This window comes from Paenibacillus algorifonticola, assembly GCF_050481745.1.
GTDB classification, from domain to species: domain Bacteria; phylum Bacillota; class Bacilli; order Paenibacillales; family Paenibacillaceae; genus Pristimantibacillus; species Pristimantibacillus algorifonticola_A.
Genome location: NZ_JBCNGR010000008.1, coordinates 212,110 through 228,668 on the forward strand (window position 1 = coordinate 212,110; position 16,559 = coordinate 228,668).

The following is a 16,559-nucleotide window of genomic DNA, read 5'->3' on the forward strand; positions in this document are numbered from 1 at the left end:
CAAAGCAAGCCGCGGTTCGTAAACTCCCGCGTTATCAAAACTAGGAGGTTTTTTTCACATGTTCAACTTGTGGTTCGGCGTTCTTTTTATGCTCGCCCATTTCACGCTTTTTCTCATTTCCTACCGATTATTCGGCAAAGTCGGCATCTTTGCCTGGATTGGCATGGCGACCGTTGTCGCCAATATTCAAGTCGTCAAAACCGTTGATTTGCAATTCGGTACGCTGGCCATCGTCATTACGCTCGGCAATACGATGTATGGCACCATCTATTTGGCATCTGACCTGCTCAACGAGAAATATGGCGAAGCCGATGCCAAAAAAGCGGTCTGGTTCGGATTCTTCACCTTAATCGCCTCAACCATTATTATGCAGATGGCGCTGCTGTTTAATCCAGCCGAGCCCGGTGTGGAAGCGCAAGCAGCGCTTCAGACCATATTCGGCATGCTGCCGCAAATTGCCCTTGGCAGCCTATGCGCCTATTTTGTCAGCCAATTCCTTGATGTGAAAATTTATTCGCTGCTCAAGCGGCTGTTCCCAGCTCGCAATCAGCTGTGGATACGCAATAACGGCAGTACGATTATTAGCCAATTCGTCGATTCGCTCATCTTTTGTACGATTGCCTTTGCAACTGAATATGAATTCGATGTATGGATGTCGATCTTCCTGTCCACCTATGTCATTAAGTTTCTGGTGTCCGTCTGCTCGACGCCGTTTCTATATGCAGCGCGAAGCTTCACGTTCAAGAAAGAATCGATTTAAGTCCATAGTTGCAAGGTGAAACGGCTGTCGCCGTCCTCTGGTGGCGCGGCGCGTTTCATTCCGAGAAATATAGAGAAAGGATCGCGCTAGGATTTCCTTTCCTATATTTCAAGGTGAAACGGCTGTCGCCGTCCTCTGGTGGCGCGGCTATAGACAAATAACCTCCCTTCTGCCGGGAGGTTATTTGTCTATAGCCGCATTTCACCTATAAAAGCCGATGTCATCCAGCATCACCCGACCAGGCGCACCAGAAAAATAAAACGTTATCCGCTTAACTTCCGTCCCGTATGGCCAGCCGCCTGCTTCGGCAAACCGTGCCACCGGCAAGCTGTAGGTTTGAAACACTGATTCCATGCTCGATTTATATTTCCCCTCTTTCATTCGCTTCTCCAGCCAAGGGTTAATTGTAAACTGCGTTTCAAAGGGCTGCGCAATATCGTTAAAGCTGGATAGTGGCAAGCGCACCGCCTGCCCAAGAGCAGGCACAAGCTCCAGCTCGATTTGAGGTACAGCTGCTGCATCACCCGCATTTTCCAAGCCCATATTTTCCATTGAAAAGCTGAACGTATCCAGCCCTTTGGAAACGACAGCCTCGCTATACGTCGCTGCAAGCTCCAACGTATAAGTGGCAGCTGCGTTCCATTCCAGCACAGCGCCGCGCGAGCCCTTGTTGCGGTTGTCGCGGTCCTTCGCTTCCGACTCCTCCCATACGTTGAAGCCTTCGGCGCTCAGCTTGCCTCCGCTCGGGAGCGTCAGCTTGTCCACATCCTCTTCATAACGCGCTGCCGCGAGGAAGGAAGCATCCTCGTATCTGCTCACATAGTCGCTGGAGGAAGGGAGCCAGTCCCGCGCCGCTTTGTTATTTTCGAACAATGGCTTATAAGCCACGTTGCCGTGCAGCGTCGCTTCCAGAAAAGCCGCGACATACACTTTAGCTGCCTGCTGCTGCTCCGCCTGCGTCATCATGTTGTGCTGATTGAGAAACAGGCCGCCGGGAACCCGCTCATCCATCATGCCCCAATCGGAATTAAAGCGGCTGTGGTTCGCCTCGGACATATACAGCGACGCTTTAAAATATGGCGAGCCCAGCGTAAAGCTGGTGCGAATATACTGCCTGTCCCCGTAAAAGCTGTTGACGTCGCCGTCCCTTGCGCCTTGCAGCGTCAAATAGCTGACATCTTTAAGCCGCGCCGATGCCTTGTCTACCTCCTTATCCGTCGGGGCCAAAGCGACAACCGAAGCAAAATTGACCTGGGCAATGCTTGCAAGCCCTTCATCCTTGGCAAACCATCGCTTGTAATCCACTGCCATCGCTACCGCTTGGCCGCCGCGTGAATGCCCAATGAAAGAGACCTTGGAAAAATCCACTTTGCTATAAAAGGGATTATCCGTCAGCGTGCTGAACGACTGAATTTGCTGAATATGCTTGAGCATAATCCATGCCCGCATTTTCATATCCTGCTCGGGGATGCCCGACCAGACCGAATAATTAAGAAAGTTTTCATCTACCGATATCGCGATAAAGCCCCGGCTCGCAAGCAGCTCGCCCAAATAGGCATAGCCTGCATCCGAAAACTCCTCCATTAAATGGTTGCCATGCACCATGAGCACAAGCGGGAATGCTCCATCCCCTTCCGGCATCCACACTCTCGCATTTAAAGGAAGCCCCCTTTGGTCAAAGCCCCAAAACTGCTGCTTGAGCCACGTCCACTTTTTAATGTAAGCCGATGCATCGACGGAAGTCGTTACCAGCTCCGTCAGCGCGCCATACTCGCTGCGCTGCTTGTCGCTTCCGCTGCCGTAGGTAAAGGTGCGATAGCTGAAATCGCCTGGCAATGCCGGATTTTCCGCGTCAATGAATGCAACCGGTGGCTCGTCTTCCAGGCTCATATCCATGGCCCCATCCGCAGATGAATCATATGCCCCCATGTCTGCGGCAGGCTCTGCATCATCAGAAGCTCCACGTAATTGATTCGCTGCCATATTTACAAATAGTGCTCCCGCTACAACAATGCCTGCAATGGCGAGCCCTCTGCCGCGCAGCTTGAGTATTTGCCCGAGCAGCATGCCTGCAAGCGCGCCACAAATGGCATACGCTGCTGCAAACCATACTGACATGAGCAAGCCAAATTCAGAATAATAAAAAATGAAATAAGCTTCTAACCCTACATATAAGAAATACCCGGCAAACAAGCGAGGAACTGGTATAAAAACAAGCGTTAGCAGTACCGAGCATAGCTGCGCAGCCGCATACAAGGCCACCGTATTGATCAACACAAAACCGCCGATATCCACAAGCGCCCCAAATCCCGTCGGCATGCCCAGCGCAACCAGCACCATCGCAAGCGTTCCGAATATCACCAGACCCGCCGAGCCATGGTAGAACAGCGGAATGTCATAGGCGAGCCGCTGCTGCATTCGCGCCTTTAACCACTGGGCTAACCGCTCCCGTCTCGGAAGCTTCGGTGGCGGCACAATGCCTAACGGCCCCAATGCCGTATTCACTTGAGATCAGCTGCCTTTATAAAAAGCCAATTGCGGTTTTCGCGCTGTTCAATCTCTACAGGCACACCAAAAAAGTCGCTCATGCGAGCCGATGAAAGCACCTTGCTCGTATCCCCAGCTTCAAAAACCCGTCCGTCCTTGATCAGCAGCGTCTGATTGAAGCAAGGCAAAATCTCCTCCACATGATGCGTCACATAAATAATAGTCGGCGCGTCCGGCTGCTGTGCCACCTGATTGATCATCTCCAGCAGCTGTTCTCTCGCAAACACATCAAGCCCGGTACATGGCTCGTCCAAAATAAGCAGCTTAGGCGCAGCCATCAGCGCCCTTGCAATGAGCACTCGCTGGCGCTCGCCCTGCGAGAGCGTGCTGTATGTGCGATTCATCAAAACTTCACAGCCGAGATTGCGCATCAGGGAAATCGCCTGCTTTTCATCCTCCTGCAGCGCTTGATCATACAGCCCAATCGTCGCAAATTTTCCGCTTAAGACGATTTTGAAGGCGGTATCCTGACCATACAGCTTTTGCTGAAGCGATGTGCTGACCCAGCCTATGCTTTTGCGCAGCTCACGCAAATCGTATTCGCCAAATTTATGCCCCAGTACTGCTACAGAACCTGTCGTTGGCCAAATATAGCCGTTAATCATATTTAAAAGCGTCGTCTTCCCAGAGCCGTTAAGCCCTAGCAAACACCAGTGCTGACCCGCTTCAACCTGCCAATCCATTCCCTGAAGGACGACTTTTTCTTCCCGTTCCCAGGTTACATTATGAATGTCTATGATCAATGTTCTCATCCTCCCATGTAGTCTAAATTATATGTAAATTGGCTCTAACATTCAATCCTTTCCCATTACCCGCCTGCTGGGATGTCCTTCTGCCTCCCCCCGAAATGAGCAATGTGGACGGGAACATGGTACAATAATAGCAGCAAGAATGATATTAGGAGTGATGGATCGCATGCAGCGAGATATGATGAAGCAATGGGCGCACTTTTTTTTAACGTATAAATTCGCCTTGGATGAAGTAGAGACGAAGCTGAATATTTTAAACGAGGAATTTCAATTTATTCATGACTACAATCCGATTGAGCATGTCAAAACACGGATTAAAAATCCCGAAAGCGTCATGGACAAGCTCCGCCGCAAAAATATGGATATTAATTTGGAAAATGCGAAAGAGCACATTCGCGATATTGCCGGCGTGCGGGTCATCTGTTCTTTCTCCACTGACATTTATCAAATATTGGAAATGATCAGCCAGCAAACCGACGTTAAAGTAATTGAAGTGAAAGATTATGTGCTCAATCCGAAGCCAAATGGCTATAAGAGCCTGCATCTTATTGTAGAAATCCCCGTCTTCCTGACGAACCGCATTGAAAATGTACTTGTAGAAATTCAAATCCGCACGAGCGCGATGGATTTCTGGGCCAGTCTGGAGCACAAAATTTATTACAAATATAATGAAGGCATCCCACCAGAAATTCAACAGCAGCTGAAAGAATCTGCCGACATGATCAATTTACTCGATAAACGCATGCTCGCTCTGAATCAAGAGGTACTTAAGCACCGCGAATTTGCGATAGAATAGTCGCAAAAAAAGCCTCCGGCACCGCTGTATAAGCGGAAAGCCGGAGGCTTTTTTTTCAAGAAGATACGGTTGGTGAATCATTCGGTTGAATCATTTAAGGTCAGGTTACGGCCCGGTACAATGGAATAATAACAACAGCGAGCACAAAGGCGATTAAGCCAATTGTGACTGCCCATGAGCCAAGTCCCTTCGCCCCTTGACGGTACGCGAAAAAGCCGAGTACTGCTGCGGCTGCACCCATAAGCGCAGGCCATAAAAACCAGGAAGCGATCGCAAACACCAATCCGACCCAGCCCAGTGCAGTGCCTCCGGCACTGTCCCTCACCGAATCCTCGCCTTCACTTTTGTTTTCGCTGCGTGGGACATAAGATACGGGAACGGGTACTCCAGCGGCAAATTCTCCCGCCATTTCTTCATTAATATTACGGCTTTCATGGTTTATTTCTTCATCGGATAACAATGCTCTATGATGACGCTCTTCCAACGCTGCTTCGTGGTTTTGCTCCTTCTCCCCATGACTGCTGCTTTCCGTTTCATCCCAGCGTTCCATTTGGGATCACCTCCACTTTTTAAGCTTTGTCTTTCGCTTCAGACCAATTTCAGCCCAGCCTTTTGTAGCTGACAGCCATCCTCCTGCTGCTTAGCGCGCTTTAAAGGTATGGCAGCATGTTGCAGACGACTGCGCCGCCTGATCCTGATGCTGCAAGCCAAGCTCTTCAGCGGCAAATTCAGATCCATAATCGCTACTTGCATGCTGGTCAATATCAATCGCAATGGAATCGGCGGCACAGTTATTTCCTTCTGACCAAAATGTGCAATTCGATACGCTGCATGATACGCCCTTTGGCATAAAAAAATCACCTCCGCTATCAAGTTTCCCTGAACGGAGGTGATTCATTCTGCCTTATTTTTGCCCCTGCATTCGGCGCTGGGTCATGTAGTCTGTTTCGTAGTAGGCAAGCTCATCACGCAGCTCTTCGTAAATTTTGGATAAAGACAATACGATGTCGCGTGCTTCACGAACTGGCTTGAACAAGAAGCGAATCGCGTCTTGCCCTGTGTACGCGTAGCGGCCATCTTCGGAATAACATTCATTTTTAGGATAGAAGAAGGCATTTACACATTGATGGTACACTTCGTACAAGGCGCGTTCTGCAAAATCGTTATCAAAATTGGGGCGTCTGAGCAATACTCCCAGCTTTTCAACCGAGACTTCAGAAAACACCAACAAATGTCTCAAATCGGATAGCAGGCCTTTGTAAAAATTTTGCGCCTCGTCACTGCTTTGCTCCCCATTCAATTGTACGAGCGAATAGTGATTCAAAAATGGCTCCAATTGATTCACGGCTTCTTTTAGTTTAATACGGGTTGTCTCACTAAGTGGTTTGACATTAGTCGCTGGCATAGGTAGTTCCCCTTTCTTCAATCCAAACAAGCTTAAACGTTGCATGATCATAAAACTCTAGGCATCAACATAGTACCACAAATTACTTGCAGATGGTACTGGAGAAACGCCGATAATGCCGCATATTTTCTGGATTTTAAAGCGAACCTATACATCAAACAGGCTCATGCTGTTATTCCAGCTTTATTTAATGGAGGTTAGCGCAAATGAAAAAGAAATGGATCGGCGTCTTTACCGTGCTTGTAGCGGCGACGCTGCTCATTCCAACTGCACCTTTGTTTCTACCCCAAGGCAAGAAACCCGCTGCACCGGTCAAGAGCTTGTCTGCCGATCAGGAAAAGCAGCATAAGCTGCGCACGCTCAATCGGGATATGGAGGCCACTTCTTTTCTGTGCGTCTCTGAATGCACCAAAGAATTTTATAAGCTAATGGACACGAGCCATGCCGGCCAAACCGGAAAAAACGTGTCAACCAAGCACGTCACCAGCATGATGGACATGCATAAGCATATGTCCTACATCCGCTTAATGAACGGCGACCGGAGCGTGCAGCGCGGCGCCATTCCATCAGATTCCGGCAAAAACGAAGTTGAAGCGGCCACGGCCGCTGTCAAGCAGGGCAAATCCTACGAATCCAAGCCGTTTGTCAATAAAAGCGGCAGCCGCTTCATCGTGCTCGGCGTTCCCCATAAGAAATACCGCGGTATGGGTGTCGTCGGCGTCATCAAACAGGATATTGTCACCCAGGTGGAGCGCCATCAGAAGCGCAATTTGCGGCTCGTCCCTTATCCAAACGAAGGCAATTACCGCATTGAGTCGGTTATTCCGAACACAAACCGTGATACAACGGTACGAACCGGGGAAGACAATGGCAATGCCAGCCATTACCATGTGAAGGATGTTGTGGTCCATTTTGCCGAGAAGGTAACCGAGGAGCAGCTTGAAAAAATGAAGCAATCCGTTAACGCGGTGTCCGTCAACCAAATTAATCAGATTGATAATACCTATGTGTTCCGTTCCAAAAATATGGAAGCAAAGCAAATGAAGGAATATTTCAGCCGCTCCTGGAAAACGGAATATGTGGAGCCCCACTATTTATATATGACGAATGAAACAAATAATGACGGCGACAGCGGGGACGTCATTCCCAATGATGCGCTGTATGCCAAATACCAATGGAATTTGCCCTCCATCGAAACGGAGAAAGGCTGGAAGCTGTCCAAGGGTAATGATCAAGTCATTGTTGCGGTGCTGGACACCGGCGTTCAATTGGATCATCCCGATTTGCAGGGCAAGCTGCTTGACGGCACTAACATTGTCGACAGCGAGGCTGCACCAGATGATGATGTCGGTCACGGTACGCATGTAGCTGGCATCATCAGTGCGTCCGTCAACAATGGCGAGGGTGTAGCTGGCTTATCCTGGTACAACAAGGTGATGCCGGTTAAGGTGCTTGACAGCAGCGGCGCTGGCTCGACCTACTCAGTCGCTCAAGGACTGATCTGGGCAACTGACCATGGCGCCAAGGTCATTAATATGAGCCTTGGCAACTATGCGCAGGCTGATTTTCTGCATGATGCGATTAAATATGCGTACGATCATGACGTTGTGCTGATTGCAGCCAGCGGCAATGACAATACCGATCGACCGGGCTATCCGGCTGCTTACCCGGAAGTATTCGCTGTTGCAGCAACGGATTCCGCACAGAAAAAAGCTTCTTTCTCCAACTATGGCGATTATATTGATGTAGCTGCGCCAGGAGACAGCATTGCCAGCACTTATCCTGGCGGCCAATATGCGGCACTCTCCGGCACCTCGATGGCAAGTCCGCACGTAGCGGCACTAGCCGGGCTCATTCGCTCCGTCAATCCGGATTTGACGAATGAGGAAGTAATGGAAATTATGCGCAAATCGGCCGTTGATTTAGGCGACCCTGGAAAGGATGTTTATTTTGGCTACGGGGAAATTGACATTGACCGTGCGCTCAAAGCCGCAATGAACTTTAATACTGCGCTTCAGACGTACCCGGACAAGACAAAAAACCGTCTGAATTCCATTATGCGCAAGTATGAGAAATAAGCTGCCGGGAGGCTGAGTCGGCATGGGCATGGCAATGCCGCATTGGCTGCTTGTCTGCGGGCCGGCATAAAAGATTAAAAGCATGGCATTGAAGCAGCTCGTCCGCTTCCAGCCATGCTTTTTTTATCGTATTCCTATGCGTAACGTTTGGTGCTAACTTGGCGAAGCGCCTCCAGTTTCCGATCAAGTTTCAGCTCCGCTGCAAAACGCTCTTCTTGCGGAATTTATTTTTTTCAAGCCATTTAAATTGCTCGTATACAACTTGCCTGAAGGCAGCATGTGAATCAACATCCTATGAAAATGCAAAAAAGAGATGCAGGGCGGTTAGCTCCCGAAGGAACGTCCACTGACATCTCTATAATCGCAAATGATGATTTGTTCATTTAAGTTCGTTGCGGAAAGTTTGCCGTAAGCCGGGTTCTGTACTTTCAGTGGTCCAAACGGTGACGACCCTCCCACTAAGAAAGCGACAATCATCTATCTACGCCGCCTATTGCTAAGCGGCTCCAGCAACCAACCCGGACGTGCCTCAGGCTAAGGCCGCAGCTCGAAGCTGCAACGTCCTCTCGGTCTTGCTCCAGATGGGGTTTACCAGGAATACAGTCACCTGTACTCCTCGTGGTCTCTTACACCACGGTTCCACCCTTGCCTGTGCTGGCACGAAGCCAGCCATCGGCGGTCCATTTCTGTGGCACTATCCTTCAGCTCGCGCTGACTGGACGTTATCCAGCATCCTGCCTTGTGGAGCCCGGACTTTCCTCTCGCGGCAACAAGGCCGCCAGCGATTGTCTGTCAAACTTTCCGGTGCATCAATCAGTATACAAGGTATTGGCGCAAAGCTCAAGCTTGAATTGCTTATTAATAAATGGAACGCTGTATATATACTGGAGCTTTGCTGCAAAAAAAAGCAATTTTACTCCCTTTTAAACAAATTGGAAGGGCTCGGTATCGATTACAGAGGCGAGCGCCTTCGTGTCCGATTTGCGCGACTGCAGCTGCACATTCAGCCAATCGGCTGTGCGTTGCTTCATAATTTTTTCTACATTATGGCCGGGGTCAATAATAGCGATGCCCGCAGCAAGTGCATCATGAGCGGTATGATAGTCAATATCGCCTGTAATAAGTACATCGGCACCGGCAAAAATCGCATGGCGTACGTAGCGCGCACCTGATCCACCCAGCACAGCCACCTTGCGCACTTCACGGTCTGCATCCCCTACTACGCGAACAAAGGGCACCTCGAATGCCTGCTTCACGCGCTCTGTAAGCTCTGCCAGCGTTACAGGCTCGCTCAGCTTGCCTGCTCTGCCAAGCCCAACTGAACGCCCGGTTAAGTCGATTTCGTGCAAATCATAAGCTACCTCATCGTAAGGATGGGCTTTCAGCATCGCCTGTACAGCCTTGCGCTTCAGGCTGTCTGGGACAACGACCTCAAGACGGACCTCTGCTGTTTTTTCCAGCTTGCCAAGAGTCCCAATATACGGCGTCGTTCCTTCCCCAGGCAAAAACGTTCCCGTCCCTTCAATCATAAAGCTGCAGCGGCTGTAATCGCCAATCTGGCCGCCTCCGGCGCTCCAGATCGCTTCCAGCACCTTTTCCTCATGTCCTTTAGGCACAAACACAACGAGCTTGTTCCATTGGTCTGTATGCACTTCCTCCAGGCATATGCGCCCTTCCGGCTTAATGCCGACCAAATCAGCCATCCAATCGTTAATGCCGCCATCTGTTACGTCCAGATTGGTGTGTGAAATGTAGACGGCAATATCATTTTTGATCAGCTTCTCATACAGCTTTCCTGCTGGCGTAGACGTGTCAAGCTTGGATAGCGGGCGAAAAATAATCGCATGATGGGCAATAATCAGCTCTGCCCCCGCAGCAATCGCTTCGTCCACGACCTCATCCGTCACGTCAAGAGCAACGAGAATATGGCTAATGGGCTTAGCCAGCGTTCCTAGCTGCAGCCCGATTTTATCATTTTCTACCGCATAATGCTTTGGAGCCAGCTGCTCCATTATTTGCACGACGGTGTGTCCATTGGCAAGCATGCGAGCACCTCCTTCATAGTCTTCATTTCATAGCGCAGCTGCGCCAGCTTTCCGGCTGCTTCCGGCTGCTCAGAAAGGGAAAGGCTTTGGCAGACGCGGTCCAGCTTTTCAAGCTCCGCCTGCCATTTTTGATGAAAAACAGGAATCGGCTTGCGCAGCAAAAAAGGCCCCAGCTTCACAAGCAGAGCAAAACGAATCTCCTCAGGCAAGGAGTCTGGCAATAAGGAGATATCATAAATGTCAGCGTTATGCTCCTTGCTCTCCAAAACGCTTTGCTTCTGCGCATGGAGAACCTCGTAAATCTTTCCGTCTTCCTCCATAATCGTTTCGGCAAGCAGCGACCAGCCATGCTCAAGCAGCCAGCCTCTGACCCGGTCCTCGCCCACATTAGGCTGCAGCACCAGTTCTTTTACGCCTTCGAGCTTGCCGGCCTGATAGCCAGCCTCCAAAATATCACTCATTAAGGCGCCGCCCATGCCCGCAATCGTAACTGTGTCAACTTCCAGCGGCTCGATTACGGACAAGCCGTCACCTTGGCGTACATCGAGCTTGTGAAGCAGCCCAACAGCTGCTCCCTGCCTGCGAGCCGCATCAAATGGTCCTTTATTCAGCTCTCCGGCAATCGCCGAAGGCACAATTCCTGCTTGCAGCAAATAAACCGGCAGCTGCGCATGATCTGACCCTATATCAGCTAAACGCGAGCCCACTGTTACATAACCCGCAATCGTTTGTAATCGGTTAGAAAGTTTCAACATTAAGCAACCCACACTATCCATTTTTTTCTCATCGCGAACAATAATACGCCGCCTAAGGCGATTTTAATAAGCAGCTGCAATTGAAGCCAATCCGTTTCCATCGTAAACAGCATCGCATACAACTCCGGCATAAACCATACCAAAGCGCATGTTACGAACAATACAGCCGACACCGGCTTCGACCATTGATGCACAAACCAGCTGGCCCAGCCGAACAAGCCTGACAGCGGCAGCCAATAAAGCTGAATGCCATACCATGCCGGAGAGTCAGTCAAACGTGACAGCAGCCATGCATATACGAGCAGGGAAGCAACCCAGCCGCATAAATGCAAAATATGAATGCGAGCGCTGATGCCATAGATGATCCAGAATACAGCACAGAAGCCAAGCAGGCTAGCCTGCCAGTACCAGTCCTCGATGCCATGGAATTTTAGTATGTACATTCCTGCTCCAAGCATAAGCAGCATGCCTAAACCGCCAATTACAAGGCCAGTAGCTTCATTTCGTTTGCGTACCCGCTGCGAAACAATGAGAGAAATAACGACCGCCGCAGCGACGACCCCTATTTGCAATAGAGGATGAAAAGCGTTAAAATAAAGCACAACCAAGGAAATTAAGGTAAAAAACCCAAAAGTAAGGAGCCATTGTTTCCCTGATGCCTGCGAAGCGGCCATGACCGCCTTACCTATTCCCCGTGAAGAAGCTTGCCTTTTTTTAGGATCTTCCTCTTGATCGGGATCCACATATAAATTAAGCAGGAAATCACAATACTGCTGCGGCAGAAGCTTGCTTCTGCTCCAATAATCGATCTCTTTAACAATGGTCTGCCGACGCTCTTCATTCATCCCGGGCTTATTCCTTTCAAGGGAACTTTATACCAATTTGTATTTTGAAAAAAAAGACCTCGCTGCTCGTTCATGCAGAAAGGTCCGATCTGGTAAAACATTATAGCTTGAATCGTATTGTCAAACCTGCTTACCGTTCCAGGACACGATTTATTCGAGAAAATCCTTTAAGCGTTTGCTGCGGCTCGGATGACGCAATTTACGAAGAGCCTTCGCCTCAATTTGCCGTATCCGCTCGCGAGTTACGCCAAACACTTTGCCCACTTCTTCCAGCGTTCTTGTACGTCCGTCATCAAGACCGAAACGCAGACGCAATACGTTCTCTTCACGCTCGGTAAGCGTATCGAGCACATCCTCAAGCTGTTCCTTCAGCAGCTCATAAGCAGCTGCATCCGCAGGAGCAAGCGCCTCCTGATCTTCAATGAAATCACCAAGATGCGAATCGTCCTCTTCGCCAATCGGCGTCTCAAGCGATACAGGCTCCTGTGCGATCTTCATAATTTCCCGAACTTTTTCCGTGCTCAGCTCCATCTCGGCAGCAATTTCTTCCGGTGATGGCTCGCGGCCCAGCTCTTGCAGCAATTGACGCGATACACGGATCAACTTATTGATGGTTTCCACCATATGGACTGGAATCCGAATCGTCCGCGCCTGATCGGCAATCGCCCGTGTAATCGCTTGGCGAATCCACCATGTCGCATACGTACTGAATTTAAAGCCCTTCAAGTGGTCAAACTTCTCAACCGCTTTAATCAGACCCATATTGCCCTCTTGAATCAAATCAAGGAACAGCATGCCGCGCCCAACATAGCGCTTGGCAATACTGACCACGAGACGAAGATTCGCTTCAGCCAGTCTGCGCTTAGCTTCTTCGTCGCCGTTCTCGATTCTGCGTGCGAGTTCAATTTCATCATCAGCAGAAAGCAGCGGCACGCGTCCGATTTCTTTTAAGTACATGCGGACAGGGTCATTAATCTTGATGCCCGGCGGAAGCGCCAAATCATCATCAAAATTAAAGTCGTCCTGTTCTCTTTCCTGCTCTTCCCCACGATTATCAAGCGGATTATGACGCTCCTCATCATTTTCGTTGAGAACCTCAATCCCCTGATCATCCAGCTGCTCGAAAAACTCGTCTATCTGCTCCGGATCCTGGTCGAAAGGCGATAATTTCTCCATAATCTCTTTATAAGTTAGGGAGGATCTCTTCTTACCCTGTTCAATCAGCTGGTCTTTGACCTGATCCAGCTTTTGTTCAGCTTCCAATCCAGTATGCTGATCATTCGCCATATTCCGACTCCCTCCTCCCTAGAAACCCAGGCCTCTATCGTCCTTTAAGCTGTCTCTCTAGGGCATTAATCTCAGTGTGCATTTGCGCGGCTAACATATAATCCCCGGCACGTTCTGCCTGTACCGCTTCTTCTTTCTTAAGCTCAAGTTCCCTGAATGCGGGCACCTTGCTAATATCCTCGATATCAGCGGCTAATATGTCCTCGTCAAAAGGAATATCTTCCATCATTGAGATGGCTGCCGCTGCTCTCTCCAGGCGTTCATCCTGAAGCGAACCAATAAAGCGTCCGACATCTGGATCATGATCCTGCGCATAAAATGCGTACAAATAAGCAGCAAGCGCTGCATGATCCTCCACATTGAACGCTTCGCCAAGCCTGTCGTGCACCGCAAGCGCCGCTTCCCGGTCACGCATCATGACATGGAGCAGACGCCGTTCCGCCTTGATGTATGCGGGCAGCAAGGATGGAGGGCCCGAACTACGGCGATTTTCATTCCTACCATTATTCCACGAATTATCGTTATTATCCCCTTGCGGCTTCTTTTTTTGCAGCTCCAGCACTTTAGCTTGGCAGTCCTGCTTCAAAACGTCAAGTGGGAAATTAAACTCGCGAGATAACTCCTGTAAGTAAACTTCGCGTTCAATAGCGGAATCAAGATCTGCAACAATGCCAGCCGCTTCGAGCAAATAGTTTTTCCGGCCCTCTTCTGTTAGCAGTATATGGTTTTTCCTTGAATATATAAGCTTAAATTTTGTGGTGGTTGCCGCTCCGTCGATTGCTTCCCTAAGGAATGTATCAGGGCCGTATTCCTCAATATACTCATCGGGATCCTTGCCCTTCGGCAGGATGGACACTTTGACTCTAAGCTTGGCCTTCTCGAGCATCGGAATGGATTTCAAAGCAGCTGCTTGTCCGGCATCATCGCCGTCATAGCACAGGATAATCTCCTCCGCCTGCCGTCCGAGTATGGCACAATGCTCCTCAGTCAATGCGGTACCCATCGTGGCAACACCATTATTTACGCCTGCACTCCAGGATTTTATAACATCCATATACCCTTCAAACAGAACAACCTGTTTGCTCTTGCGAATAGCTGGCCTTGCATGGTGCAGATTGTAAAAAATCCGGCTCTTCGTGAACAGCATCGTCTCCGGGGAATTCAAATACTTAGGCTGACCGTCACCGATTATCCTTCCGCCGAAAGCGATCACCTTGCCATCACGATCCCATATCGGGAACATGATTCGGCTCCTGAAACGGTCGACATGACCGCTGCCGTCATTTTTAGCCGATAACAAACCGCCCTTTTCCATTAAAACTGGGTCAAAATTTCTTGCGGTTAAAAATCGGTTAAGCGTGTCCCATTGGTCCGGCGCATACCCTATCATAAAGTGGTCGATCTGCTTTTCCCTGAGACCTCTATCAAGCAAATAGTCTTTAGCGATTTTGCCATGCTGTGTGTTATTCAATAGATAGTTATACAATTTCGCTGTCAACTGATGAGCTTCTATAATGGCTAAGCGGTCTAAGTCAACTTCTTCGCGCTGACTGCCCTCGGTGCCCGTCCAGGTTACAGGCATTCCTGCTTCCTCGGCAAGCACTCTGACCGCCTCTGGAAAAGAGTAGCCTTCGATCTCTTCCACGAATCGTATGACATGTCCGGTCTTACCGCAACCGTAACAATGGAAAATTTGCAGCTCTGGCGTGACCGTAAACGATGGGGTCTTCTCAGAGTGGAAAGGGCATAACCCTTTCATATATTTGCCGTGCTTCGTGAGATGAACATACTTCCCGACTGTCTCTACGATGTCATAATGACGGCGTACCGCATCTATGACCTCCTCCGGTATTTTATTACCGTATGTCATCGTTCATCACCTTCATCCTAAGTAACACGTAAATAATATTCGCTAAATGTCATGTTTCTCCTGCTCGCTTTGCAAAACTTTTGTCATCTTTTGTTGAAATCGATCTCGATCTTCCGTTGTCATCGCTTTCGGGCCCTTGGATTTACCTCCGCTGCGCCTGCGTTTAGCTTGTTCATGACGGCGCTCCATCAAATAATCGATGTTATCATCCGTGTATTGCTCGCCGCGCGGCGAAAGGACAAGAGCCCCCTTGCCAAGCGCAATGCAAGCCAGACCGAAATCCTGTGTAACAACGACATCGCCTTTCAGCAAATGATTGACGATATACATGTCTACGGAATCTTTCCCCGCCTCCACCTGTATAACCGAAACGCCTTCTTCGGCATCAAGGTGGTGATCATAGGAGGAGACCATCAGCACAGGCAGCGAAAAGCTTCGGGCAATTTGCTTAATTTCCGCTTTGACCGGACAAGCATCGCCATCAACGATAATGGTAGGCTTTGTTATAGGAATAACGAATCACCACTCGTTTCTTCTCTAGAATAGCGCTTAGGTGAAGCGAATATGCTCCATAATCAAGCTTGCTGTTTCTTCGACCGCACGATGGGATACATCAATAATGACACAGCCCAGCTGCTTCATGATGGATTCCGCATAAAGCAGCTCCTTCTCGATGCGATCCGTCGCCGCATATGATGCACTGTTCGGCAGCCCAAGCGCCTTGAGCCGTTCTTTGCGAATAATGTTTAGATAGGGAACGCCTATCGTCAGACCAACAATTTTCGCCTTCGGAACATGAAACAGCTCCGCGGGCGGCTTTAGCTCCGGCACGAGCGGGATGTTCGCCACCTTGTATTTCTGATGAGCCAAATACATCGATAGCGGCGTCTTAGAAGTCCGAGATACGCCGATGAGCACAATATCGGCTTTCAGCACACCCGAAGGATCTTTCGCATCATCGTAACGCACTGCAAATTCAACAGCATCCACTTTGCGGAAGTAGTTTTCATCCAGCACATGGTTTAGCCCCGGTTCTTGCCGTGATTGTTGTCCCGTCTTCACTTCAAGACTTTGGATAAGCGGTCCGAGCAGATCGATAGACACCGTGTCATACTGCTCTGCCAGCCTGCCCATCGCCTCGCGCAAATGCGGGATGACGAGCGTAAACAACACGATTGCGCCAGCTTCCTGAGCCTGGCGGACTACCCGTTCAAGCGCTGGTACATCCGTAATGAATGGCGCTCTCCGGATATCCGTCTGAATCGGATGAAACTGTGCGACGGCGGCCCTTACAACGAGTTCGCCCGTATCGCCAGCTGCATCCGATACGACATAAATAATGACATCTGTCATCGATTTTGTCATGTTTTATCATCCTCCCCTTCTTAGTTAGAAGTTATTTCGAAGATGAACGATTCATTG

General features: G+C 49.6%; 15 protein-coding genes and 1 other RNA gene. 3 read left to right on the top strand and 13 right to left on the bottom strand.

Annotated elements, in window-relative coordinates; translation table 11 throughout:
* Positions 1–58 precede the first annotated feature (58 nt).
* Positions 59–760, top strand: coding sequence for a queuosine precursor transporter (locus ABEW34_RS08505; RefSeq protein ID WP_099519731.1), 702 nt, complete (start codon positions 59–61; stop codon positions 758–760).
* A 201-nt stretch (positions 761–961) separates the two neighbouring features.
* Here ABEW34_RS08505 and ABEW34_RS08510 read toward each other — a convergent pair whose 3' ends face one another.
* Positions 962–3,265 (bottom strand): chlorophyllase/cutinase-like alpha/beta fold protein, encoded by a 2,304-nt coding sequence (locus ABEW34_RS08510; RefSeq protein ID WP_430157076.1) that lies wholly within the window; start codon positions 3,263–3,265, stop codon positions 962–964.
* Complete coding sequence (locus ABEW34_RS08515; RefSeq protein WP_430157080.1) at positions 3,262–4,050, bottom strand: ABC transporter ATP-binding protein; 789 nt, start codon at positions 4,048–4,050, stop codon at positions 3,262–3,264. The genes ABEW34_RS08510 and ABEW34_RS08515 overlap by 4 nt, the downstream gene beginning before the upstream one ends.
* A gap of 172 nt (positions 4,051–4,222) precedes the next feature.
* Between ABEW34_RS08515 and ABEW34_RS08520 the strand changes: the two genes are divergently transcribed.
* Positions 4,223–4,852, top strand: coding sequence for a GTP pyrophosphokinase (locus ABEW34_RS08520; protein ID WP_341278386.1), 630 nt, complete (start codon positions 4,223–4,225; stop codon positions 4,850–4,852).
* A gap of 100 nt (positions 4,853–4,952) precedes the next feature.
* Here the strand turns inward: ABEW34_RS08520 and ABEW34_RS08525 are convergent, their stop codons facing one another.
* The 3 genes from ABEW34_RS08525 to ABEW34_RS08535 form a co-directional block, all read right to left on the bottom strand.
* Positions 4,953–5,402, bottom strand: a complete 450-nt coding sequence (locus ABEW34_RS08525) for a hypothetical protein (protein ID WP_430157084.1) — start codon at positions 5,400–5,402, stop codon at positions 4,953–4,955.
* Between the two features lie 90 nt (positions 5,403–5,492).
* Positions 5,493–5,702, bottom strand: coding sequence for a DUF1540 domain-containing protein (locus ABEW34_RS08530; protein ID WP_430157087.1), 210 nt, complete (start codon positions 5,700–5,702; stop codon positions 5,493–5,495).
* Between the two features lie 54 nt (positions 5,703–5,756).
* A complete protein-coding gene (locus ABEW34_RS08535) occupies positions 5,757–6,257 on the bottom strand; it encodes a YpuI family protein (RefSeq protein ID WP_338551943.1) in 501 nt (166 codons plus the stop codon).
* Positions 6,258–6,463: 206 nt separating this feature from the next.
* Between ABEW34_RS08535 and ABEW34_RS08540 the strand changes: the two genes are divergently transcribed.
* Positions 6,464–8,335: a S8 family peptidase gene (locus ABEW34_RS08540; RefSeq protein WP_430157091.1), complete on the top strand. Its 1,872-nt coding sequence runs from the start codon at positions 6,464–6,466 to the stop codon at positions 8,333–8,335.
* A 394-nt stretch (positions 8,336–8,729) separates the two neighbouring features.
* Here the strand turns inward: ABEW34_RS08540 and rnpB are convergent.
* The 8 genes from rnpB to ABEW34_RS08580 form a co-directional block, all read right to left on the bottom strand.
* An RNA gene (rnpB, locus tag ABEW34_RS08545) (RNase P RNA component class A) lies at positions 8,730–9,136 on the bottom strand.
* Positions 9,137–9,258: 122 nt separating this feature from the next.
* Entirely contained in the window at positions 9,259–10,380 is a 1,122-nt protein-coding gene (locus tag ABEW34_RS08550; protein WP_430157094.1) for a Nif3-like dinuclear metal center hexameric protein, read from the bottom strand.
* Entirely contained in the window at positions 10,347–11,135 is a 789-nt protein-coding gene (locus ABEW34_RS08555; protein ID WP_430157098.1) for a tRNA (adenine(22)-N(1))-methyltransferase, read from the bottom strand. The genes ABEW34_RS08550 and ABEW34_RS08555 overlap by 34 nt, the downstream gene beginning before the upstream one ends.
* The gene (locus ABEW34_RS08560; RefSeq protein ID WP_430157101.1) at positions 11,135–11,980 is read right to left on the bottom strand and encodes a hypothetical protein; all 846 of its coding nucleotides are present in this window, start codon (positions 11,978–11,980) and stop codon (positions 11,135–11,137) included. Before ABEW34_RS08560 ends, ABEW34_RS08555 begins: the two co-directional genes overlap by 1 nt.
* Before the next feature lie 150 nt (positions 11,981–12,130).
* Positions 12,131–13,267, bottom strand: a complete 1,137-nt coding sequence (rpoD, locus tag ABEW34_RS08565; protein ID WP_046229898.1) for an RNA polymerase sigma factor RpoD — start codon at positions 13,265–13,267, stop codon at positions 12,131–12,133.
* A gap of 34 nt (positions 13,268–13,301) precedes the next feature.
* Positions 13,302–15,137, bottom strand: a complete 1,836-nt coding sequence (gene dnaG, locus ABEW34_RS08570) for a DNA primase (protein ID WP_430157104.1) — start codon at positions 15,135–15,137, stop codon at positions 13,302–13,304.
* Positions 15,138–15,179: 42 nt separating this feature from the next.
* Entirely contained in the window at positions 15,180–15,644 is a 465-nt protein-coding gene (locus ABEW34_RS08575; protein ID WP_430158520.1) for a YaiI/YqxD family protein, read from the bottom strand.
* A gap of 42 nt (positions 15,645–15,686) precedes the next feature.
* Positions 15,687–16,502 (bottom strand): pyruvate, water dikinase regulatory protein, encoded by an 816-nt coding sequence (locus ABEW34_RS08580; protein ID WP_430157107.1) that lies wholly within the window; start codon positions 16,500–16,502, stop codon positions 15,687–15,689.
* Positions 16,503–16,559: the final 57 nt, after the last annotated feature.